This window comes from Streptomyces sp. NPDC048416 (assembly GCF_043200435.1).
Taxonomy (GTDB): domain Bacteria; phylum Actinomycetota; class Actinomycetes; order Streptomycetales; family Streptomycetaceae; genus Streptomyces.
The window spans coordinates 19,132-40,240 of record NZ_JBICXU010000031.1 but is presented as its reverse complement, the minus strand read 5'-3'; the positions used below and the strand labels follow the sequence as shown (position 1 = coordinate 40,240).

At 70.5% G+C, this 21,109-nt stretch carries 18 protein-coding genes, 1 tRNA gene and 1 riboswitch; of the genes, 12 read left to right on the top strand and 7 right to left on the bottom strand.

Annotation, left to right across the window (positions count from 1 at the left end; all coding sequences use genetic code 11):
- Nucleotides 1-94: 94 nt before the first annotated feature.
- The 8 genes from ACGFW5_RS29115 to ACGFW5_RS29080 all read left to right on the top strand — a co-directional run bounded on the left by ACGFW5_RS29115 (nucleotide 95) and on the right by ACGFW5_RS29080 (nucleotide 9,401).
- Nucleotides 95-1,153 (top strand): transglycosylase family protein, encoded by a 1,059-nt coding sequence (locus tag ACGFW5_RS29115; protein WP_393837283.1) that lies wholly within the window; start codon nucleotides 95-97, stop codon nucleotides 1,151-1,153.
- Nucleotides 1,154-1,410: 257 nt separating this feature from the next.
- A riboswitch (cyclic di-AMP (ydaO/yuaA leader) is annotated at nucleotides 1,411-1,581 on the top strand.
- A 2-nt stretch (nucleotides 1,582-1,583) separates the two neighbouring features.
- A complete protein-coding gene (locus tag ACGFW5_RS29110) occupies nucleotides 1,584-2,288 on the top strand; it encodes a transglycosylase family protein (RefSeq protein WP_393837282.1) in 705 nt (234 codons plus the stop codon).
- Nucleotides 2,289-2,546: 258 nt separating this feature from the next.
- Entirely contained in the window at nucleotides 2,547-3,833 is a 1,287-nt protein-coding gene (gene eno / locus ACGFW5_RS29105; protein WP_393837281.1) for a phosphopyruvate hydratase, read from the top strand.
- A 303-nt stretch (nucleotides 3,834-4,136) separates the two neighbouring features.
- Nucleotides 4,137-4,625 (top strand): septum formation initiator family protein, encoded by a 489-nt coding sequence (locus ACGFW5_RS29100; protein WP_393837280.1) that lies wholly within the window; start codon nucleotides 4,137-4,139, stop codon nucleotides 4,623-4,625.
- Between the two features lie 30 nt (nucleotides 4,626-4,655).
- Entirely contained in the window at nucleotides 4,656-5,189 is a 534-nt protein-coding gene (locus tag ACGFW5_RS29095) for a DUF501 domain-containing protein (protein WP_393837279.1), read from the top strand.
- A complete protein-coding gene (locus ACGFW5_RS29090) occupies nucleotides 5,186-6,100 on the top strand; it encodes an exopolyphosphatase (RefSeq protein ID WP_393837278.1) in 915 nt (304 codons plus the stop codon). Before ACGFW5_RS29095 ends, ACGFW5_RS29090 begins: the two co-directional genes overlap by 4 nt.
- Before the next feature lie 369 nt (nucleotides 6,101-6,469).
- Nucleotides 6,470-7,861: an NAD(P)/FAD-dependent oxidoreductase gene (locus ACGFW5_RS29085; protein ID WP_393837277.1), complete on the top strand. Its 1,392-nt coding sequence runs from the start codon at nucleotides 6,470-6,472 to the stop codon at nucleotides 7,859-7,861.
- Nucleotides 7,862-8,108: 247 nt separating this feature from the next.
- Complete coding sequence (locus ACGFW5_RS29080; protein WP_393837276.1) at nucleotides 8,109-9,401, top strand: class I SAM-dependent methyltransferase; 1,293 nt, start codon at nucleotides 8,109-8,111, stop codon at nucleotides 9,399-9,401.
- A gap of 86 nt (nucleotides 9,402-9,487) precedes the next feature.
- On the opposite strand, the gene ACGFW5_RS29075 is transcribed toward ACGFW5_RS29080, so the two are convergent.
- Both ACGFW5_RS29075 and ACGFW5_RS29070 read right to left on the bottom strand, forming a co-directional pair.
- Nucleotides 9,488-12,019 carry an ABC transporter permease gene (locus ACGFW5_RS29075; RefSeq protein WP_393837275.1) on the bottom strand — a complete coding sequence of 844 codons (2,532 nt, stop codon included), beginning with the start codon at nucleotides 12,017-12,019 and terminating at the stop codon, nucleotides 9,488-9,490.
- 196 nt (nucleotides 12,020-12,215) lie between these two features.
- Nucleotides 12,216-12,986 (bottom strand): ABC transporter ATP-binding protein, encoded by a 771-nt coding sequence (locus ACGFW5_RS29070; protein WP_393837274.1) that lies wholly within the window; start codon nucleotides 12,984-12,986, stop codon nucleotides 12,216-12,218.
- A 443-nt stretch (nucleotides 12,987-13,429) separates the two neighbouring features.
- Here ACGFW5_RS29070 and ACGFW5_RS29065 point away from each other — a divergent pair.
- Together ACGFW5_RS29065 and ACGFW5_RS29060 are read left to right on the top strand one after the other, a co-directional pair.
- A tRNA-Leu gene (locus ACGFW5_RS29065) sits at nucleotides 13,430-13,511 on the top strand.
- Nucleotides 13,512-13,710: 199 nt separating this feature from the next.
- Nucleotides 13,711-14,568 (top strand): Bax inhibitor-1/YccA family protein, encoded by an 858-nt coding sequence (locus tag ACGFW5_RS29060; RefSeq protein ID WP_393837273.1) that lies wholly within the window; start codon nucleotides 13,711-13,713, stop codon nucleotides 14,566-14,568.
- A 259-nt stretch (nucleotides 14,569-14,827) separates the two neighbouring features.
- Here the strand turns inward: ACGFW5_RS29060 and ACGFW5_RS29055 are convergent, their stop codons facing one another.
- From ACGFW5_RS29055 to ACGFW5_RS29045, 3 genes are all read right to left on the bottom strand, one after another.
- On the bottom strand, nucleotides 14,828-16,024 hold the full coding sequence (locus ACGFW5_RS29055; protein ID WP_393837272.1) for a glycoside hydrolase family 64 protein: 1,197 nt from the start codon (nucleotides 16,022-16,024) through the stop codon (nucleotides 14,828-14,830).
- Between the two features lie 16 nt (nucleotides 16,025-16,040).
- Nucleotides 16,041-17,441, bottom strand: coding sequence for a glycoside hydrolase family 16 protein (locus ACGFW5_RS29050; RefSeq protein WP_393837271.1), 1,401 nt, complete (start codon nucleotides 17,439-17,441; stop codon nucleotides 16,041-16,043).
- Nucleotides 17,442-18,199: 758 nt separating this feature from the next.
- Nucleotides 18,200-18,778, bottom strand: a complete 579-nt coding sequence (locus ACGFW5_RS29045; protein WP_393837270.1) for a TetR/AcrR family transcriptional regulator — start codon at nucleotides 18,776-18,778, stop codon at nucleotides 18,200-18,202.
- Between the two features lie 88 nt (nucleotides 18,779-18,866).
- On the opposite strand from ACGFW5_RS29045, the gene ACGFW5_RS29040 reads away from it, so the two are divergent.
- Nucleotides 18,867-19,748 carry an SDR family oxidoreductase gene (locus ACGFW5_RS29040; protein ID WP_393837269.1) on the top strand — a complete coding sequence of 294 codons (882 nt, stop codon included), beginning with the start codon at nucleotides 18,867-18,869 and terminating at the stop codon, nucleotides 19,746-19,748.
- 36 nt (nucleotides 19,749-19,784) lie between these two features.
- Here the strand turns inward: ACGFW5_RS29040 and ACGFW5_RS29035 are convergent, their stop codons facing one another.
- Both ACGFW5_RS29035 and ACGFW5_RS29030 read right to left on the bottom strand, forming a co-directional pair.
- Nucleotides 19,785-19,949 carry a hypothetical protein gene (locus ACGFW5_RS29035; RefSeq protein WP_393837268.1) on the bottom strand — a complete coding sequence of 55 codons (165 nt, stop codon included), beginning with the start codon at nucleotides 19,947-19,949 and terminating at the stop codon, nucleotides 19,785-19,787.
- 148 nt (nucleotides 19,950-20,097) lie between these two features.
- Nucleotides 20,098-20,328, bottom strand: a complete 231-nt coding sequence (locus ACGFW5_RS29030; RefSeq protein WP_053725101.1) for a DUF4287 domain-containing protein — start codon at nucleotides 20,326-20,328, stop codon at nucleotides 20,098-20,100.
- Between the two features lie 99 nt (nucleotides 20,329-20,427).
- On the opposite strand from ACGFW5_RS29030, the gene ACGFW5_RS29025 reads away from it, so the two are divergent.
- Nucleotides 20,428-20,754, top strand: a complete 327-nt coding sequence (locus tag ACGFW5_RS29025; protein ID WP_393837267.1) for a hypothetical protein — start codon at nucleotides 20,428-20,430, stop codon at nucleotides 20,752-20,754.
- Nucleotides 20,755-21,109: the final 355 nt, after the last annotated feature.

The following is a 21,109-nucleotide window of genomic DNA, read 5'->3' as shown; positions in this document are numbered from 1 at the left end:
ACGTGATCGCGGTGCCATCGACTTGTGACAGGCGTTCGAGTACGGCTACGTTCACCGTTCATTCGGCTCAGCAGTCACACGGAAGGCCTTCTTCATGCGCTCCGGGAATGGACGGCATCGTCGACCCCGCCAGGCACCCGCCCTCGTCGTAGCGGCAGGAGTGACCGGGTCCGCCATCGCGCTGCCCCTGCTCGCCGCGACCGGCGCGAGCGCCGCGGACGCCGGCACCTGGAACCAGGTCGCCTCCTGCGAGTCCGGCGGAATGTGGAGCGCCGACTTCGGCAACGGTCTGTACGGCGGGCTCCAGCTCTCGCAGGCCACCTGGGAGGTGTACGGCGGCAACGAGTACGCCCAGCGCGCCGACCTCGCGAGCCGGGCGCAGCAGATAGCCGTCGCCGAGAACGTGCTCACGGCCAAGGGCCCGAGCGCCTTCGCGAGCTGTGGCACCAGCGCCGGGCTCGCCAAGGGCGGCGGCTCGGCGAACGTCGATCCGGGCGTGCCGGACGCGCCGGACGGAACGGCGTCGTCCCTGCCGTCCATCCCGGGCGTCCCCACCGCCCCCGCGACCGGGACGCCCGACGCCACACCGACGCAGGACGGCACCGGCCAGGCCACGCCGTCCACGGACGCATCGAAGCCGAGCGGGCCGGCCAAGTCCGCCACCCCGTCCGCCTCCACGTCGGCGAGCCCCGGCAAGCACCGCGGGACGCCGGCGCCGGAGGAGAGCACGGGCGCCACCGCGCCGCAGACGCCGCCCGCCCGGACCGGCTCCGCCGCCGAGAACGGCGCGGGCGACTCGACGGACGGCCGCGACGCGGGACGGCACGCCTCGCGAGGTGACGGCGCCTCACGCGAGACGGGCAACACGCCTGCGGCGAGCGGCGCCTACACCGTCCGGCCCGGCGACAACCTCTCGGTCATCGCCGACGCGAACAAGGTCCAGGGCGGCTGGCCCGCGCTCTACCACGCCAACGAGCAGCTGATCGGCACCGACCCCAACCTGATCCTGCCTGGCCAGAGCCTGGACCTGAAGGACGTGACGGCCGCCAGGGCGACCCCGGGCGCCACCTCGGCGACCCCGGACGCCACCTCGGGCTCCGCCCCGGCCACCACGGCGGACTCCACCCCGAACTCCACCCCGAAACAGGGTTAGTTCGAGGGCGTATGTCCGTTCTGTGCAAGTGAGACATGGGTCTCTTCGCCTCAACTGGCGTGTCCTGTCTGCCCGGTCCGTCCGTCCCGCCCCTCACCTGCGGAAACATCCCTTCTGTAACCGCAAGTAAGGGGGATTTCTCCCCGATGTGCGTCTTTGAACATTGGCGGGGCGTGTGTTTTCGTCGGACTCGCTCGTCACCGCGAGCCCCGTCAGCCGAGCACGCCGAATCCTGCCGTCGGCCGATGGGAACAGTCGACGCTTATGCGCCGTAGGCAGGAGCGGGGGACCCAAGGTAAGTGCCGGGCCCGGCAGTTCGACAGGACTGCCGAGAACGGCTTGGGGTGAAGACGGGCGCATCGACGCTCGGCCGGGCAGCTCACGCCCGAACCCGACAGCTCACCTCGCAGGCGTCGGTGAGGAGAACTCCATGCTGCTTTCCGGCAAGGGCAAGCACCGCCGCCCGTCCAAGGCCGTCCGTGTCGCCACGCTGGCCGGTGTCACCGGTGCCGCTGTCGCCGCCCCGCTGATGGCGGCCGGCTCCGCCAGCGCCGCCTCCGTGCAGACCTGGGACGCCGTCGCCCAGTGCGAGTCCGGCGGCAACTGGTCCATCAACACCGGCAACGGTTACTACGGTGGCCTCCAGTTCTCGAACTCCTCCTGGGCCGCCGCCGGCGGCACCCAGTACGCCTCGCGCGCCGACCTGGCCACCAAGGGTCAGCAGATAGCCGCCGCCGAGAAGCTGCTCGCCATCCAGGGCCCGGGTGCCTGGTCCTGCGCCGGCGCCGGCAACTTGACGTCGGGTGGCGCCAAGGCCGACGTGGACACCTCCGGCTCGTCCTCTTCCTCCTCGAAGGCCGCCAAGCCCTCGAAGCCGAAGAAGCAGGCCCAGCCGCAGCAGAAGTCGCAGAAGTCCGAGCGCACCGAGTCCGCGCCGGCCAGCCGCAGCGAGCAGCGCAGCGAGCCGGTCAAGCAGGGCGACGGCGAGTACACGGTCAAGTCCGGCGACACCCTCGGCACCATCGCGAACGCCAACGGCGTCAAGGGCGGCTGGGAGAAGGTGTTCGACCTGAACAAGGACATCGTCAAGGACGCGAACCTGATCTTCCCGGGCCAGAAGCTCCACCTCGGCTGAGTCCGGCCGACCCCCAGGCCGCCCCGGCCCGGCGCGCGTTCCCCCGTACGCGCCGGGCCGGGGCTTCGCCGTTACCGGGCAGTAGTGTTGTGGTCCTTTGCCCGGGAATCCAGGCCATTGGGCCCTTTTTCGTCCCAGGACGCGGGCACCCGGCCGGTCTGGGCCCCGGAGCCGGTTAGGCTCTTGTCGCAAGGCGAAGCGACCCCGCATGTCCCTTGCACTGCTTGCGTCACATCTAGCGTCACATCCCAGAAGGAGATGCTCGTGCCGTCCATCGACGTCGTCGTAGCCCGGGAAATCCTGGACTCCCGAGGCAACCCCACGGTCGAGGTCGAGGTCGGCCTCGACGACGGCAGCACCGGCCGTGCTGCCGTCCCGTCGGGCGCCTCCACCGGTGCCTTCGAGGCCATCGAGCTTCGTGACGGCGACCCCAACCGCTACGGCGGCAAGGGTGTCGAGAAGGCCGTCCTCGCCGTCATCGAGCAGATCGGCCCGGAGCTCGTCGGCTACGACGCCACCGAGCAGCGCCTGATCGACCAGGCCATGTTCGACCTGGACGCCACGGACAACAAGGGCTCGCTCGGCGCCAACGCCATCCTCGGCGTCTCGCTCGCCGTCGCGCACGCCGCCTCCGAGGCCAGCGACCTGCCGCTGTTCCGTTACCTCGGCGGCCCCAACGCGCACCTGCTGCCCGTCCCGATGATGAACATCCTCAACGGTGGGTCGCACGCCGACTCCAACGTCGACATCCAGGAGTTCATGATCGCCCCGATCGGCGCGGAGTCCTTCTCCGAGGCCCTTCGCTGGGGTGCCGAGGTCTACCACACGCTCAAGGGCGTCCTGAAGCGCAAGGGCCTGTCCACCGGCCTCGGCGACGAGGGCGGCTTCGCGCCGAACCTGGAGTCCAACCGCGCCGCCCTCGACCTCATCCTTGAGGCCATCAAGGAAGCCGGTTACGCCCCGGGCAAGGACATCGCGCTCGCGCTCGACGTCGCCGCCTCGGAGTTCTACAAGGACGGCACGTACGAGTTCGAGGGCAAGTCCCGCTCGGCCGCCGAGATGACCGAGTACTACGAGGAGCTTGTCTCCGCGTACCCGCTGGTCTCCATCGAGGACCCGCTGTACGAGGACGACTGGGCCGGCTGGAACACCATCACCTCGCGTCTGGGTGCCAAGGTCCAGATCGTCGGTGACGACCTGTTCGTCACCAACCCCGAGCGCCTGGCCCGCGGCATCGAGGAGGGCTCCGCCAACGCCCTGCTCGTCAAGGTCAACCAGATCGGTTCGCTGACCGAGACCCTGGACGCCGTCGAGCTGGCCCAGCGCAACGGCTTCAAGTGCATGATGTCCCACCGCTCGGGCGAGACCGAGGACGTCACCATCGCCGACCTCGCCGTCGCGGTGAACTGCGGCCAGATCAAGACCGGCGCCCCGGCCCGCTCGGACCGCGTCGCCAAGTACAACCAGCTCCTGCGCATCGAGGAGATCCTGGACGACGCCGCGGTCTACGCCGGCCGCTCCGCGTTCCCGCGCTTCAAGGGCTGAGCAGCATCACCGGCTGAGCAGCGTCACCGGCTGAGCAGCATCAACGGCTGACGCCCTAGGGGGTGTCTGGTGGATCATGGCCGGGGGTGCGGCGCCTGGCACGGCACCTCGCGGCGTTGCCGAAACGCCCCGATAGCTCCGCTATCACGACGTTCCGGCGCCTTGCGATGCACCGCACCAGGCGCCGCGCCCTGACCGACCCTGATCCACCAGACACCCCCTAGCCAGTCGTCCGTACGTCCCCGGCCGCGGTCCCGTACCGTGTCCGGGGACGTACGTGTGTGACGGGGAGGCGGGACAGCGATGGGCAACGACGCCAAGGTCAAGGACCGCGACCGGTTCTCCACCGCGGCCCGGCTCAAGGTGCTCGGCGAGCAGACGGCGGCCCGCGTCTACCGCTCGCAGAGCAGACGGCAGGCCCGCCGCTCCCGGCTCACCGGCCGCGCGGCGCTGCTCGCCCTCGTGATGTGCTCGCTGATCGTGGCGCTCGCCTACCCGATGCGGCAGTACGTCTCGCAGCGCGCCGACATCTCCGACCAGCGGCGCAAGGCCGCCGACGCGCAGAAGTCGGTCGAGAAGCTGCGCGACGAGAAGGCGCGTCTCCAGGACGACGCGTACATCGAGCGGCTGGCCCGCGAGCACCTGCACATGCAGTTCCCCGGGGAGACCGCCTTCACCGTCGTCGACCCGGAGGCGGCCGCCAAGCACCGTGAGGACAAGGGCGCGACCGGCCGCGCCTGGCACTCCAACCTCTGGGACGGCGTCGACAAGGCCGACCGTTCCGCCCACTGACCACCGCTAGCGATAGAGACACCCCCAGGCATGGAAACGCCCCCGCCCCAGACCGACCGCACCGAGCCCACCGACGCGGACATCGCCGCCTTCAAGCAGCAGCTCGGCCGCCCGCCGCGCGGTCTGCGCGCGATCGCGCACCGCTGCCCCTGCGGCAACCCGGACGTCGTCGAGACGGCCCCGCGCCTGGAGGACGGCACGCCGTTCCCGACGACGTACTACCTCACCTGCCCGCGCGCCGCCTCGGCGATCGGCACCCTTGAGGCCAACGGCGTCATGAAGGAGATGACGGAGCGTCTGGCGAGCGATCCCGAACTCGCCGCCGCCTACCGCGCCGCGCACGAGGACTACATCGCGCGCCGCGACGCCATCGAGGTCCTTGAGGGCTTCCCGAGCGCGGGCGGCATGCCGGACCGGGTCAAGTGCCTGCATGTCCTGGTCGGTCACTCGCTCGCGGCGGGCCCGGGTGTGAACCCGCTGGGCGACGAGGCGATCGCGCTGCTGCCCGAGTGGTGGGCCAAGGGCCCCTGCGTGACGCCGTGCGGCGAGGAGGCGGCCAAGTGACGCGCGTCGCCGCCATCGACTGCGGTACGAACTCGATCCGTCTGCTGGTCGCCGACGCGGACCCGGCCACCGGCGAGATCACCGACCTGGACCGGCGCATGACGATCGTCCGGCTCGGCCAGGGCGTGGACCGCACCGGCCGGCTCGCCCCCGAGGCCCTTGAGCGCACGTTCGCGGCGTGCCGTGAGTACGCGGCGGTCATCAAGGAGTTCGGCGCCGAGCGGGTGCGTTTCGTGGCGACCTCCGCCTCGCGGGACGCCGAGAACCGGGACGACTTCGTACGCGGGGTCCTCGACATCCTCGGCGTCGAGCCCGAGGTGATCTCCGGCGACCAGGAGGCCGAGTTCTCCTTCACCGGCGCCACCAAGGAACTGGACGGCGACGGGCAGTACTTGGTCGTCGACATCGGCGGCGGTTCCACCGAGTTCGTGGTCGGCTCCACGCGCGTGGAGGCCGCCCGCTCGGTGGACATCGGCTGTGTGCGGATGACGGAACGCCACCAGCCCGGCGACCCGGCGACGCCCGGTCAGATCGCCGCGATCCGCGCCGACATCGACGCCGCCCTCGACCTGGCGGAGCAGAGCGTGCCGCTGACGGGACCGCGCACCCTGGTCGGCCTCGCGGGCTCGGTCACCACCGTCGCCGCGATCGCGCTCGGCCTGACCGCGTACGACTCGGCCGCCATTCATCATTCACGGATCCCTCACGAGGACGTCGCCGCGGTCACCGAGCGGCTGCTCGCCTCGACCCACGAGGAGCGCACCCGCATCCCCGTGCTGCACCCCGGGCGGATCGACGTGATCGCCGCCGGCGCGCTGGTCCTGCTCGCCGTCATGGAGCGCACCGGGGCCCGCGAGGTCGTGGTCAGCGAGCACGACATTCTGGACGGAATCGCCTGGTCGATCGCCTGATCGCGGGCTTCTGGCGGCGTCGGGAACGCGCCACCGGAGAAAGTTCGTGAAGTTCTTCACAAGGAAAAGGGGCCCACGGGCCGAGGTTTCTGGTCCCGGGACCGCTTTCCGAGGCTCAAGGGCCCCTCGCGCAGGCATTCCAAACGGTTCCGCGTGGGCTGCGCCTGCGTTTCCCACGGCAGTGGTCCACCGGGCCCCGGGCGGTGCAGGCCAGTTCAGAAGGGGTGAACAACGTTCACCCGGGCCCCGTGGTTCCCTCTGAACACCATGACCCCGCTCACGTGGGCCGCGCAGTGTAGCAGACCCCCCTGCGAACCTTGTGAAGGGGCGCACGAGCGGGGGTCCTCGGGCAGGTGGATACTCGATGGCATGAGCACCACGGAGCGTCCCAGGATCCTCGTAGTAGGTGGCGGGTACGTAGGCTTGTACGCAGCGCGACGCATTCTCAAGAAGATGCGTTACGCGGAAGCGACCGTCACGGTCGTCGACCCGCGCTCGTACATGACGTACCAGCCCTTCCTCCCCGAAGCCGCCGCAGGCAGTATCTCGCCGCGCCATGTCGTCGTCCCGCTGCGACGCGTCGTGCGTGGAGCCGAGGTGCTCACCGGCCGGGTCACCAGCATCGATCAGGACCGCAAGGTCGCCACAGTCGCGCCGCTCGTCGGCGAGGCCTATGAGCTGCCCTTCGACTACCTGGTCATCGCGATGGGTGCGGTCTCCCGCACCTTCCCGATCCCCGGCCTTGCCGAACAGGGCATCGGCATGAAGGGCGTGGAGGAGGCCATCGGCCTGCGCAACCACGTCCTGGAGCAGCTCGACAAGGCCGACTCCACCACGGACGAGGACGTCCGCCGCAAGGCGCTGACGTTCGTCTTCGTGGGTGGCGGCTTCGCCGGCGCGGAGACCATAGGCGAGGTGGAGGACATGGCGCGCGACGCGGCCAAGTACTACACCAACGTCAAGCGCGAGGACATGCGCTTCATCCTGGTCGACGCCGCCGACAAGATCCTCCCCGAGGTCGGCCCCGAGCTCGGCCGCTGGGGCAAGGAGCACCTTGAGGGCCGCGGGGTGGAGATCTACCTCTCGACCTCCATGGACTCCTGCGTGGACGGCCACGTCGTGCTGAAGAACGGCCTTGAGGTCGACTCCAACACGATCGTGTGGACCGCGGGCGTCAAGCCCAACCCGGCGCTGTCCCGCTTCGGCCTCCCGCTCGGCCCCCGCGGTCACGTGGACGCCCAGCCGACCCTCCAGGTCACCGGCACCGACTACATCTGGGCCGCGGGCGACAACGCCCAGGTCCCCGACCTCGCCTCGCGCAAGGCCGGTGTGGAGAACGCCTGGTGCCCGCCGAACGCCCAGCACGCGCTGCGTCAGGCCAAGGTCCTCGGCGACAACGTGGTCTCCGGCATGCGGGGCTTCCCGCAGAAGGAGTACGCGCACGCCAACAAGGGTGCGGTGGCGGGCCTCGGCCTCCACAAGGGCGTCGCGATGATCGTCATGGGCAAGATGAAGATCAAGCTCAAGGGCCGTCTCGCCTGGTACATGCACCGTGGCTACCACGGTCTCGCCGTGCCGACCTTCAACCGCAAGATCCGCGTCCTGGCGGACTGGACCCTCGGCATGTTCCTCAAGCGCGAGGTCGTCTCCCTCGGTGCGATGGAGACCCCGCGCGAGGAGTTCTACGAGGCGGCCAAGCCCGCCCCCGCTCCGGCCGTCAAGGCGGAGGAGAAGACCGAGGCGAAGGCCAAGGCGTCCTAGCAGCATCCACTTCCACCCCGAAGGGGCCGTCCGCCATCCGTGGTGCGGGCGGCCCCTTCGGCGTGCCCGGGGTCTTCGACCGCCGTCGGAGCGCGGGGCGCACACGCCGTGAAGGGCGGTTTCCGGCCAGGAAGATGGTGTATACAGACACCCTGGCGCGCCCATGCGCGGTAGCGGGATTGCCTCGCGCCCGGGCACTGTTGAGCGGGGTGCTGAGACATTTCTGCGAGGCACGGAGGTGCGCACCATGGCCGACGCGGCGCTGCGGCTGACCGCTCTAGCCGAGGAATTGCTGGGAGAGCCCCTTCCCGTACGGATCCGCGCCTGGGACGGCAGCGAGGCGGGGCCGCCCGGCGCACCGGTCCTTGTCGTACGCCATCGCCGCGCGCTGCGCCGCCTGCTGTGGAAGCCCGGTGAGCTGGGGCTCGCCCGGGCCTGGGTGGCCGGGGAGATCGACATCGAGGGCGATCTGTACGCGGCCCTCGGCCGGCTGGCCGGTCTCATCTGGGAGCGCGACGACGCCCCCGAGGACGCCGTCCACCCGGTGCGCGACCCGAGACTGCGGGCCGCGGCCAAGGCGCTGGTGAAGCTGGGCGGCGCGCTGCCCCCGCCGGCGCCGCCCGCCGAGGAGATGCGGCGCCGTAGCGGGCGCACGCACACCAAGCGCCGCGACAAGGAAGCGATCAGCCACCACTACGACGTGGGCAACGACTTCTACGAGCTGGTCCTCGGCTCGTCGATGGTCTACTCGTGCGCGTACTGGGAGGGCCCGGAGTCGACCCTGGCCGAGGCCCAGCGCGACAAACTCGACCTGGTCTGCCGCAAGTTGGCCCTCAAGGAGGGGGATCGCCTGCTCGACGTCGGCTGCGGCTGGGGCTCGATGGCCATCCATGCGGCCCGCGAGTACGGCGCCCGCGTCGTCGGCATCACGCTCTCGCGCGAACAGGCCGCGTACGCCCGCAAGCGCATCGCCGAAGAAGGGCTCACCGACCGCATAGAGATCCGCGTCCAGGACTACCGCGACGTCAACGACGGCCCGTTCGACGCGATCTCGTCGATCGGAATGGCCGAACACGTCGGCTCGGCGCGGTACGCGGAGTACGCGGACCTTCTGTACGGGCTGCTCAAGGACGGCGGCCGGCTGCTCAACCACCAGATCGCCCGGCGCCCCGAGCGCGACGAATCGGCGTACCACATCGACGAGTTCATCGACGCGTACGTCTTCCCCGACGGCGAACTCGCGCCGCTGGGCCGCACCTTGGCCATCCTTGAGGAGTCGGGGTTCGAGGCCCGTGATGTCGAACCCATCCGTGAGCACTACGCCCTGACGCTGCGTCAGTGGGTGCGGAACCTGGAGTCCGACTGGGCCCGCGCCGTGCGGTACACCAGCCCCGGCCGGGCGCGGATCTGGCGCCTCTACATGGCGGCCTCGGCGATCTCCTTCGAGCGCAACCGGATCGGCGTCAACCAGATCCTCGCGGTGAAGACGCCGGTGGGCGGGGCGTCGGGGATGCCGCTGCGGGCCCGCACCTGGAACTGAGCACGGCCGCACCGCGTAACGCCGAAGGGCCCGGGAGGACAGCCTCCCGGGCCCTTCGACTGCCGTACGCGAACCGTGCGTTGGGCCTACTCGGTCTTGATGGCGGTCAGCATGTTCAGCTTTGCGGCGCTGCGGGCTGGCCACATCGCGGCGAGCACGCCCACCAGGCCCGCGAGGAGCAGGAAGACGCCGATCCGGTCCCACGGCATGACCAGCGCGTAGCCCGGGATCGAGCCCTTGATGGTCTGGCCGATGGCCCAGGCGAGGAAGGAGCCGAGGCCGATGCCGATCACCGCGCCGAACAGCGAGATGACGACGGCCTCCAGGCGGATCATGGTCTTGACGCGGCGGCGGTCGAGACCGATCGCCCGCAGCATGCCGATCTCCTGCTGGCGCTCGAACACCGACATCGCCAGGGTGTTGACGACACCGAGGACCGCGATGATCAGGGCCATCGCGAGCAGGCCGTACATGATGTTGAGCAGCGTGTTGATCATGCCGCCGAACTCGTTGCGGATGTCCTGCTGGTCCATGATGCTGATCGCCGGGTTGTCACCGAGCGCGCTGACCAGGGCCTTCTCGTTGGCGCTCGTGGCGCCGCCGTCGGTCTTGACGAAGATCTGCGGGATGTAGGGCTTGGTCTGGTGCGGGTCGAGGAGGCTGGTCGGTGCGAGGACCGAGTCCAGGAACTCGTTCTCCTTGAACGTGGCGCCGATCGTCACCTGCCCCTTCTTCTTGTCCGCGAACTCGACGGGGATCTCGGAGCCGGTCTTCCAGCCGTGCTGGGCGGCCGTCTTGTCGTCGACGGCTATCCGCCCCTGGCCGAGGGTGGCGAGGGAGCCGGACACCGGCTCGATGCTGATGACCTTCTCGATGTCGCCGGGCGTGACGCCGGCCACCGACTGCTCGGTGTCGCCGAGCTTCAGGTACGAGGACTGCTTCGGGGACACCGCCGAGACGCCAGGCGCCTTGCGCAGCGAGGAGACGACCTCCTGGTCGAGCCCGGAGCCGCCGGCCGCCATCTGGACCATGTAGTCGGCCTTGATGTTGTCCGTGGTCATCTTGTCGATGGCGGTGCCGACCGTGACGCCGAGCACCGACAGGCCGGTGACCAGGGTCAGGCCGATCGCGAGCGCGGAGGCCGTGGCGCCGGTGCGGCGCGGATTGCGCACCGCGTTCTGACTGGCGAGCTTGCCGGAGACGCCGAACACCTTGCCGAGCGCGGGGCGTACGAGGGCGATGACCGGGCGGGACAGCAGCGGGATCAGGATGATGATGCCGACCAGGGCGAGGAACGCGCCGAGACCGATGAGGTACTTGCCGTCCTTGCCGGCGGCGGCACCGGACACGATGGCGGCCGCACCGGCAAGGGTGATCACCCCGCCGATGGAGTTCCGTACGACCAGGGACTTGGTGGTGGCCACGCCGTGCACGCTGTTCATGGCGGCGACCGGCGGGATCTTCGCGGCGCGCCAGGCGGGCAGCAGGGCGGCGACCAGGGTGACGAACACGCCGACGGCGAGCGCGGCGATGACCGGCGTCGCGGACACGATCAGCGGGCCGTCCGGCAGCTTGGCGCCGAAGGAGCTCATCGCGGACCGCAGCCCCGTCGCGAGCCCGATGCCGAGCGCGAATCCGATCGCGGACGCGATGACGCCGACCACCAGCGCCTCGGCGAGCACCGAGCGGCGGACCTGGCCGCGCGAGGCGCCGACGGCACGCATCAGGGCGAGCTCACGGGTGCGCTGGGCGACCAGCATGGTGAAGGTGTTGGAGATCAGGAAGATGCCGACGAACAGCGCGATGCCGGCGAAGCCGAGCAGCGTCTGGTTGAGGCCGCTGAGGCCCTGCTCGATGTTCTTGGCCTCCTCGTCGGCGAGCGCCTGGCCGGTCTTGGCGTCGGCGTCCTTGGGGAGCAGCGGCTGGATCTCGGTGAGGATCTTCTGGGCGTCGGCGCCGGGGGCGGCGGCCACGCTCACGTTCTGGAAGTACCCGGGCTTGAGGTAGAGCTTCTGGGCGACGGCGGTGTCGAACAGGACGAGGCTGCCGCCCGCGTTGACCGCGCCGTCCTCGGTGGTGAAGATGCCGGCCAGCTTGTACGTCCTGACCGGCCCGTTGGTGGCCACCCGCACGCTGTCGCCCACCGCGTACTCGCCCTTGGACGCGGTGTCCTTGTCGAGGGCGATCTGGTCGTCCCGCACGGGGCCCGAGCCCTGGGCGAAGGTGTACGCCGGGTCCTTGCCGTCCGTACCGGGGGCGAAGTTGCCGCCCTTGTTGGCCCAGCCCTGGCCTATCAGCTTGCCGTCGGTCCCGGCGACACCGGCGAAGCCGTCCAGCCGGCCGGTGACGGAGGCGACGCCGTCGAGCTTCTCCATCTTCTGGAGGGTCTGCTTGCTGACGCCGGATTCCCGGTCGGTGTCGTCGGCGCTCGCGTACGTGGTGACGGCGACGGCCACCTTGTCGTAGCTCTTGGACGACTGGTTGCGGAAGGCGTGGCCGAGGGTGTCGGTGAACACGAGCGTGCCGGAGACGAAGGCGACGCCGAGCATGACGGCGAGCACCGTCATCAACAGCCGGGCCTTGTGCGCGAGCACGTTGCGCAGGGCGGTTTTGAACATGGGGTTTCTCAGTCCTGGTGAGGTACGACGACGTCGGCGCGGTGAGGGCGGGCCTGGGTGCGGGCGGGGCCCGGGCCGGATTCCGGCTGCGGGCCGTGCGTGACTGGGCGCGCAGTTCCCCGCGCCCCTGGAGGGCGCCCGGTGAGGGCACAACCGGCCAAGGGGGTTCGGGGGCACAGCCCCTGGCGGCTCGGGGTCAGCTGGTGCGGCCCTTCGCGTCGAACGCCTTCATCCGGTCCAGCACCCCATCCGCGCTGGGCCGCAGCATCTCGTCGACGATCCGCCCGTCGGCGAGGAATATGACGCGGTCCGCATAGGACGCGGCGACCGGGTCGTGGGTCACCATGACGACGGTCTGCCCGAGCTCACGCACCGAATTGCGCAGGAAGCCCAGCACCTCGGCGCCGGAGCGGGAGTCCAGGTTTCCGGTGGGCTCGTCGCCGAAGATGATCTCCGGCTGGGAGGCGAGCGCGCGGGCCACGGCGACGCGCTGCTGCTGGCCGCCGGAGAGCTGGGTGGGACGGTGGCCCAGCCGGTCGGCCAGGCCCACCATGGCGATGACCTGGTCGAGCCACTGCTTGTCGGGCTTGCGGCCCGCGATGTCCATCGGGAGCGTGATGTTCTCCAGGGCGGTCAGCGTCGGCAGCAGGTTGAACGCCTGGAAGATGAAGCCGATCTTGTCGCGGCGCAGCTGCGTGAGCTGCTTGTCCTTGAGGGAGCCGAGCTCGGTGTCACCGATGCGGACCGAGCCGGAGCTGAAGGAGTCAAGACCCGCGACGCAGTGCATCAGCGTGGACTTGCCGGAGCCCGAAGGACCCATGATCGCGGTGAACTCACCCTGGCGGAAGTCGACCGTGACCTGGTCGAGGGCGACCACCTGGGTCTCGCCCGTGCCGTAGACCTTCGACAGCTCGATGGCGCGGGCGGCCACCGCGGTCGCGCGGTGTGCGGTGGGGATGGTGGTCACGGAGGTACTCCTGTCGAGCGGTTTTCGGGGACGTCTCCATCCTCGCCGCAACCGGGCGCCGCATCGTCAGCCCCTGTGCCCGTTCCCTGGCCCTCTTGAGTCGGACGGGACAACCCTCCCTGTCCTCCTGAGGTATGACGGCGCCCCTGAGGCGCGCCGCGATCGGCGCGGCCCCGAGCGTCGCTCCAGGCGGACTCCGCCCGGACGGGCCAGCATCCGGTGCGGGGCGTGTCCGGGCATCGACTTTCCGTCATTCCATATCCGCATATCGGGGTGGCCGATACGCCCTGCCAACCGCCTCCGGCATGTGCCAACACCGCTCCGAGCTGTGCTGACGCACCCTCAGGCGTCAATAAAATAAGACAACATCGGATGGTTGTTCCGCTGTTCGGGGGATGCGTCGGGCTAGGCGCGTCCCGCGAAACGCGGAGCCGCGCGCCCTGGCCCGGATGGTGGAACGCAGACACGGCGAGCTTAAACCTCGCTGGCCTTCGGGCCGTGCCGGTTCAAGTCCGGCTCCGGGCACCTCCTCGACTACATACGGTGACCTGCGGAAACAGCCAGTTTCCGCGGGCACTCGTTTTCGGCTCCCGCGCGTCGGGCCGGTGGGCCTTGCGGCCCCTTCCGCGCCGAGTGAAGATCCTCCCTAGGCAGTACGCCGGTTTCTTTGCGTGCCCATTACCCTGGACGGCAAGGCCGCGCACGGTGGCCATGGAGGAGTGAGATGAGGAGCAGCAACCCGGTCTTCTCGCGACGGGGCTTCAGCCGCGACAACGGCTACGCCGGTTTCAACACCGCGCAGCAGCCGCAGGCCGGGGGCAACCCGTACGCGCAGGCCCCCGCCAACCCGTACGCGACGAATCCGTACGCACAGCAGGGCGTCCCGCAGGCGCCGGCCGGCAACGTCATGACGATGGACGACGTCGTCACGCGTACCGCGATCTCGCTCGGCACGGTCATCGTCGGCGCGGTCCTGGCATGGGTGATGCTGCCCGTCGACAGGGACCACCTCGGCACGTCCATCGGTATCGCCTTCGCGGCCGGCATCGTCTCCCTGGTCCTGGGCCTCATCCAGGCCTTCAAGCGCAAGCCGGTCCCGGCCCTGATCCTCGCGTACGCCGCCACGCAGGGCGTCGCGCTCGGCGTGATCAGCAGCCTCGTCACGACGTACGTCGCGGCGGGCGCCGTCCCGCAGGCGGTGCTCGGCACCATGGCGGTCTTCGGCGGTGTGCTCATCGCGTACAAGACCGGCCTGATCCGGGTCAACCGCCGCTTCTACGGCTATGTGATGGCCGCGGCCATCGGCTTCCTGCTGCTGATGATCGCCAATTCGCTCTTCGCGGTCTTCGGCGGTGGTGACGGCCTCGGCTTCCGCAGCGGCGGCCTCGGCATCCTCTTCGGGATCATCGGCATCATCCTCGGCGCGTGCTTCCTCGCCCTCGACTTCAAGCAGGTCGAGGACGGGATCGCCTACGGTGCGCCGCGCGAGGAGTCCTGGCTCGCAGCCTTCGGCCTCACGCTGACCCTGGTGTGGATCTACCGCGAGATGCTGAACATCATCGCGATCATCCAGGGCGACTGAGCCCGGGAGAACGTCCGAGGGGCCCCGCCCGGCACTGCTGCCGGGCGGGGCCCCTCGCGTCGTGCCGGGACCCGGGGCCCCGGGACTTCGGGACTTCGGGACCCCGGGACTTCGGGACTTCGGGACCCCGGGACCTTGGGACTTCGGGACCCCGGGACTTCGGGACTTAGAGAGCCCGGGAGCCGGAGAGCTCGGGAGCCGGAGAGCTCGGGAGCCGGAGAGCTCGGGAGCCGGGGGGCTCGGGAGCTCAGGGGCCTCCTCACCATCCGATCGAGAGCGTCAGATCCGTCGGCGGGTTCGCGTTGCCCAGGATCTGCACCGAGGACTGGTCGTCGATGTCGTCGTAGGGAAAGCCGTACGCGCGCCCCGCGAGGCCCACCGTGTGGAAGAACCCCGCGTAGTCGTTCTTCGGGGTCGCGCCCTGGTAGTAGGCGGACGGGGTGTGCCACAGCGCGGTGTTCTGGGCCACGCCCCGGTTGAACGCGGCGCAGAACTCCGCGCCGAGCCGCTTCTCCACGTCGCCGCCCGAGGCGAGCGCCCCCGAACAGGCCATGACCTCGCGAGAGGTCGGCCGGTGCAGGGTGAAGGGACCGGCCCCGTTCCTGGTGAAGGTCAGGGTGTCGCCCGCGACGTGCCCGGAGAACGTCTCGCCCGGCAGGCTGAGCGTGAAGGGATGGGAGCCGTAATAGCTCCAGGTCTGGTTGATGGCCGCGGTCAGGTAGTCCGCGGGGAAGGCGGCGGCCGAGCGCGGAGCCACGATCCGGTAGGTGGACTGGAGCGGCTTGAAGGCCGCCCCGACGCCCGCCGCGTACGCCGCCATGACCTCGGCACGGGACGTGGCGATGCCCCGGGTCGTGTCGTAACCGCTGGAGCTCTGGCGCAGTCGCGCCGTCATCGGGAAGCCGAACTGGTCGACCTGGGTGGTGTTCCCGCCGTACGCCGCCTGCCCGTTGACGAAGGTGTACTCGTACCAGTCGTAGTAGACGTCGTTGTTGGGGTCGGAGGGGTTGTTGGGGTCGGGGCCGCCCCAGCCCTGGTCGTCGGGCGAGACCGGGATGTACAGCGGTGAGCCGAGCGAGAGGTAGATCCGGCCGCCGCGGATCGAGGACGGCGACGGCACCCGGCCGCCGACCTGGGCCAGCGTGAACGACATGTTCGGGTAGTTCACGCCGTGCTTGGTGAGGTGGCCCGGCGCGTTCGCGTCGAGGTGGTTGATGTGGGCGGTCGTCCCGTCGGGCCTCAGGTACGACCACTGGCCGGGGGTGATCTGGCCGAGCACGGTGACATAAATCTGCGCGTCGGCGTACGCGCCATGGGTGTTGTTCTGCAAGACGATCGGGAAGCCCGCCGCCGCGGCGCCGGGGGCGGGGGAGGCGGTTGCCGCGGTTGCGCCCGAGCCGAGCAGCAGGAGGGCGGTCGCGGTCGCGGCCGCGAGGAGGAGCCGTACGGTCTTCATGCCTGTCCGCTCCTCATCAGTGCCCGAAGCCGAACCAGTTGACGTTCACGAAGTCGGCGCCCTGGCCGCTGGTGAAGGTCAGATACACGTCGTGCGTGCCGGTGACGCCGCTGATGTTCGCCGGGATGGTGCGCCAGCTCTGCCAGCCACCCGTGTTGGCCACGGCGAAGCTGCCCACGGGGGCGTTGCCGCGGCTGTCGAGGCGTACCTCCACCAGGCCGCTGACCCCGCCGGCCGCGCCGCTCGCCACCCTGGCGGAGAACTGGCGGGCCGCGTTCGTACCGAAGTTCACGCCCTTGTAGAGCGCCCAGTCGCCGTTGGCGATCGAGCCGATGTCCTGGCCGCCTCCGCTGTCGGTGGTGGTCTCCTTGGCCACGCCCGCCTGCTGGTCGTAGGACTCGGCCTGGAGGGTGCCGTACGCGTCACGGTTGCCCGCCGGCGGTGTGGTGGGCGGTGTGCTGGTGCCGGAACCTCCGGCCTGGCGCACGGTGACGTAATCGACGACCAGGGGGTGGCCCGGCTGGGTGCCGGCGTCGGGGCCGCCGCCGAACGCGTCGGGGAAGCCGCCGCCCATGGCGACGTTCAGAATGACGAAGTAGCCGTGGTTGGTGGCGTTCGTCCACGTTGCCGCGTCGACCTGGTTCTGGCTGACCGTATGGAAGTTGACGCCGTCCAGGTAGAAGCGCATCTGCTCGGTGGCACCCGAACGGTCCCACTCGACGGCGTAGGTGTGGAAGCCGCCCTGGCAGGTCGCGCCGTCGCAGGCCTTCTGACCGCCGATGCCGGTGGTCTCGTTGCAGGGGCCGCCGGGACTGGTGCCGCAGTGCATCGTGGACCAGTTGTTGTTGAGGCCCTGGACGTTCTCCATGATGTCGAGCTCGCCGATGCCGGGCCAGTTCCAGTAGTTGCCGCGGAAGGGCGCGCCGAGCGCCCAGAACGCCGGCCAGTACCCCTTGGCGGCGGCGCCCGTCACATCGGGCATCTGGAGCCGCGCCTCGATGCGGAGCTTGCCGCCGGCCGGGGGCTGGAAGTCGGTGCGCTTCGTCTCGACGCGGCCCGACGTCCAGTGGCCCGAGGCGTCGCGCTGGGGGGTGATGCGCAGGTTCCCGGCGCCGTCGAGAGCGACGTTGCTGGTGGCGGAGGTCATCGTCTCGACCTCGCCGGTGCCGAAGCCGGCGGGGCCGCCGGGGTAGCTGGTGCCGGTCGTGTACTGCCAGTTGGCGGTGTCGATGCCGGATCCGGCGGGGCCGTTGAAGTCGTCGGTGAACACGGTGGACCAGCCGGCGGGGGGCGGCGGGGCGGAGGCGCTGGCGGGCAGGGCGACGACGGCGGCGCTCGCGGCGGCGAGGCCGAGGGTGGCGAGGACGGCGGTCAGGGCTCGCCTTGCGGGGTTTCGTCTGTGGGGTGACGGGCGCATGTGGGGGTGCCTCTCTCGGAAAGAGAGCGCTCTGAGAGCGCTCTCAACGACGGGCTGCGCGGTCACTGTGCTCCCCGGCGTCCGGAGCGTCAAGAGGTAAAGCAGTGAAAGCCCTTACGGGGAGGGCGAGTTCACCTACTGAAGGCGGGCGGGCGGGCGGGCGGGGGTGGGTGGGGGCTGGGTGGGGTGGCTGGTGGTGGGTGGGGGTGGTCGGGGTGGCTGGTAGCGGTGGGGGTGCGCGGGGGGCGGCCCAGGTGCGGTTGAGGTGCGGCCAGAGGCGGGCGGGGTGCGGCCGGGATTGGTCGGGGTGCGCGGGTGTGGCCGGGGTGCGGCCCAAGCGTGGTCGGGCTGCGACTGGGGTGCGGCCCAGGTGGGGTCGGGCTGCGGCCGGGGTACGGCCCTGGTGCGGCCGGGCTGCGACCGGGAGTGGCCGGGGTGCGACCGGGATACGGCCCAGGTGCGGTCGGGCTGCGACCGGGAGTGGACCGGGTGGGTTCGGGGTGCGGTCGGGAATGGCCGAGGTGCGGGCCGGTGGCTTGCGGGGGGCGGTGAGCTTCCGCCCACTTAAAAGCACGGGTCAAAGGGCTGGCGTGACCGGCCCTCGGGGGTGCTCACGCTGGTCCTGGGTGGCTGTCTGCGCAGTAGGTCGTCTGTCAGCGATTGGCTGGGAGGTGAGGTCTGCCGGGAAGGGCTGGGCGTCTCGGAAACAGTCGACGGGCGCCGCAGTGCATGTGGCGCCGCCGGCCGAGCCGCATGGGTCAGCCCAGTGATGCCGTGGCCGCACGCAGGTCTTCCAGGGCTGCCAGTGCATGTGGCGCGAGCCCTTCCGTGTCGTCACGCTCGCTTTCGGACCACTGGGCGTATCCCCGCTTGAACGCGAGGACTCCCAGCTCGCCCGCGAGGTGCGCGGTCGGGCCGGGGACGCCACGGGCGATGAGCGCGGCTGTCATGGCGGCCGCGAGACCGACGCTCTTGAGGGCGTCGCGCTCCTGTAGTTCGGTGCTGGCTGCCACGGCTGCTTTGAGGCGGGGGCCGAGTTCGCGGTTCGCCGGTCCCATGGCGCTCGATGCGCGTTCGAGACCGGCTGCTACCGCCTGGAGCGGGCTGGCGCTCGCAGGGGCCTCGGTGATGCCGTCGGCGAGCAGCCTGCTGAGCGTCTCCTGGCCGGCGACCAGTAGCTCGCGCTTGTCGGGGAAGTGCCGGAAGAAGGTGCTCTTGGTGACACCGGCGCGCTCGGCGATCTGCGTCACCGTGGTGGCGTCGTACCCCTGCTCGGTGAACAGGTCGACCGCCGCAACGACGAGTCGCTGGGCCGCCCCCGCTTGCCATCTAGCCATGCGACCAGGATAGGCGATGGGACACCTGTCCCGTCACCGTGTAGGGTCGGTGATGGGACAATGGTCCCATCACTTTCAGGGAGAGCTCATGCATGTCTTCGTCACCGGCGGTACCGGCACCATCGGCTCAGCCGTCGTCGCCGAACTCCTGGGCAACGACCACACCGTTCTCGCACTGGCTCGCTCGGACGGCTCCGCGCAGGCCCTTGAAAGTGCTGGTGCCAAGGTGCTGCGAGGAGACCTGGCGGACCTAGACGTCCTGCGGTCCGGCGCAGCGCAGTGCGACGGCGTGATCAGTCTGGCGTTCGGACGCGACTACAGCAGTCCGGACGCTCTCGCGCAGGCCATCACCGAGGAGAGCGCCGCTCTCGCCACGCTGGGGCAGGAACTCATCGGAAGCGACCGGCCGATCGTCACGGTCTCCGGGACGCCCTGGGTGCCGGGGCGCGCCTCAACCGAGGCCGATCCGCTGCCGACCGACGGACCGGTGGCTGGTCGGGGCCGTTCGGTCAATGCGCTGCTGGACCTCGCCTCGCGCGGTGTGCGCAGCATGGCTGTCCGCATGCCGCGCACGGTCCACAACGAGGGCCAGGGCGGATTCGCCGGCCTGTTGACCGATCAAGCGCGCCGCACCGGGGTGGCCGGCTACCCGGGCGACGGCACCCAGCGCTGGCCGGCCGTGCACGCGCTCGACGCAGCCGTCCTGTTCCGGCTGGCCCTTGAGTCCGCGCCGGCCGGGACGGCCTGGCACGCCGTCGGCGACGAGGGCGACGCGGTGCGGGACATCGTCACAGTCATCGGCCGGCGACTTGGCCTGCCGGTCGAGGAGGTTCCGCGGGAGAACTTCGGCCCGTTCGGCCCGATCTTCGCCATGGACCAGCCGGCGTCCAGCGCCCACACCCGCGATGCCCTCGGGTGGCAGCCGACCCACTCCAGCCTCCTTGAGGACCTGGAAACCATTCAGCCCTGACGCATACGGGTTCCGGGGGACCGGACGGAAGCCGGCTCAATGGGTCACTGGCATGGGTCCAGTACGCCGGGTGCCGGGACACTCCAAATCGCCGTGGGCGAAGCCGTGCTCGACCGGTGCGCGTCCGTTGGCGAGGACGCCGAGGACGCCGAGGACGCCGAGGACGCGGTTGGCGGTGCCGCCGACGACCAGCACGAGCACCCCGAGAACCGGTCACTCCAGCCCTTTGACCTGTGGAGTCAAGTTGGCGGAGGCTCAGCGCTTCGCCCCGACGGCCTGATGGCCGGCGGGGCGAAGGGGCGGTGCACTCGCCGCGCGGACGCGGAAAGCCGGTCGGTTCCTCCCGGAGCTAGAGCAGCCGGCGCGCGGCCCGCCTCAGGTCGTACTCATGGATGATCGCCTTGGCGTGCCCATAGGCGAGATCGTGCTCGCTCCGGAGCCAGCTGACCTTCTCCTCGAAACGGAAGAGGGAGGGGCCTTCCTCGACGGTGCGGAGCCAGTCGGACACTTCACGACCGGTGCAATGGGGGATGCGGGAGAGCAGGTTGCGATGGGTCTCTTCGGAGAAGACTTGGGACATCGGCGCCTCCGGAGGCGTTGCGCGTACTGGCCTTCACTGCACCGTGCCTGAGGGTTCGCGTATTGGCAACAGTGCGGGACGGGCGCGTAGGGTCGCGGCGTGCTCGATGTGAACCCCCTGATCTTGGCCGTGGACCGTTTCGCCGACCGGCTGCGCGCCGCTCCCGAGAGCCGCCTCCGCCGTGGCGCGGCCGCCGAAGGGCTGGCCCTGGCACGGGAGTTGTCCCTCAGGGCGCAACGCGTCGAGAACCCGAAGCGCGCGCCCCTGCTCATGCCGGACGCGGGCGTGTTCACGGTGGCGGACCAAGTCATGGTCGCCGGAAGGGATCTGGCGCAGGCCCTGCACACCGCGAAGACGCCGCCCGGCGGGGAGCCGGAGGGGGCCGTGGATCTGGTGGAAGCGGCGGCGGGGCGGGCGTTCGGCTAGCGCCGGGCGTTCGGCTAGCGCCGGGCGTTCGGCTGGCGCCGGGCGTTCGGCTGGCGCCGGGCGTTCGGCTGGCGCCGGGCGTTCGGCTGGCGCCGGGCGTTCGGCTGGCTTCGGGCCTTCGGCTGGCTTCGGGCCTTCGGCTGGCTTCGGGGGCCGCTGCCCCACGCCGCCCCTTCCCGAAACCCTGCGGGAGATGGGCGAGGTGCGGACCGTGCGTGGCTGGTCGCGCAGTTCCCCGCGCCCCTGGCGGGGTTGACCTTGGCAGGGTGCGCATCCCAGGTACGCCAGGTACCCCTGGGATGCCTGGCATACCAAATCGTCATGGGCGTCCAGGACCTGAGGCAGAGCCCCGTCC

Bases quoted from the DNA above. Each gene is read 5' to 3' on its own strand.
- ACGFW5_RS29100 (WP_393837280.1), top strand. From the start codon at position 4,137: ATGGGCAACGACGCCAAGGTCAAGGACCGCGACCGGTTCTCCACCGCG.
- ACGFW5_RS29075 (WP_393837275.1), bottom strand. From the start codon at position 12,019: ATGTTCAAAACCGCCCTGCGCAACGTGCTCGCGCACAAGGCCCGGCTG.
- ACGFW5_RS29095 (WP_393837279.1), top strand. From the start codon at position 4,656: ATGGAAACGCCCCCGCCCCAGACCGACCGCACCGAGCCCACCGACGCG.
- ACGFW5_RS29050 (WP_393837271.1), bottom strand. From the start codon at position 17,441: ATGCGCCCGTCACCCCACAGACGAAACCCCGCAAGGCGAGCCCTGACC.
- ACGFW5_RS29060 (WP_393837273.1), top strand. From the start codon at position 13,711: ATGAGGAGCAGCAACCCGGTCTTCTCGCGACGGGGCTTCAGCCGCGAC.
- ACGFW5_RS29040 (WP_393837269.1), top strand. From the start codon at position 18,867: ATGCATGTCTTCGTCACCGGCGGTACCGGCACCATCGGCTCAGCCGTC.
- ACGFW5_RS29115 (WP_393837283.1), top strand. From the start codon at position 95: ATGCGCTCCGGGAATGGACGGCATCGTCGACCCCGCCAGGCACCCGCC.
- eno (WP_393837281.1), top strand. From the start codon at position 2,547: ATGCTCGTGCCGTCCATCGACGTCGTCGTAGCCCGGGAAATCCTGGAC.
- ACGFW5_RS29055 (WP_393837272.1), bottom strand. From the start codon at position 16,024: ATGAAGACCGTACGGCTCCTCCTCGCGGCCGCGACCGCGACCGCCCTC.
- ACGFW5_RS29030 (WP_053725101.1), bottom strand. From the start codon at position 20,328: ATGTCCCAAGTCTTCTCCGAAGAGACCCATCGCAACCTGCTCTCCCGC.
- ACGFW5_RS29085 (WP_393837277.1), top strand. From the start codon at position 6,470: ATGAGCACCACGGAGCGTCCCAGGATCCTCGTAGTAGGTGGCGGGTAC.
- ACGFW5_RS29080 (WP_393837276.1), top strand. From the start codon at position 8,109: ATGGCCGACGCGGCGCTGCGGCTGACCGCTCTAGCCGAGGAATTGCTG.
- ACGFW5_RS29045 (WP_393837270.1), bottom strand. From the start codon at position 18,778: ATGGCTAGATGGCAAGCGGGGGCGGCCCAGCGACTCGTCGTTGCGGCG.
- ACGFW5_RS29110 (WP_393837282.1), top strand. From the start codon at position 1,584: ATGCTGCTTTCCGGCAAGGGCAAGCACCGCCGCCCGTCCAAGGCCGTC.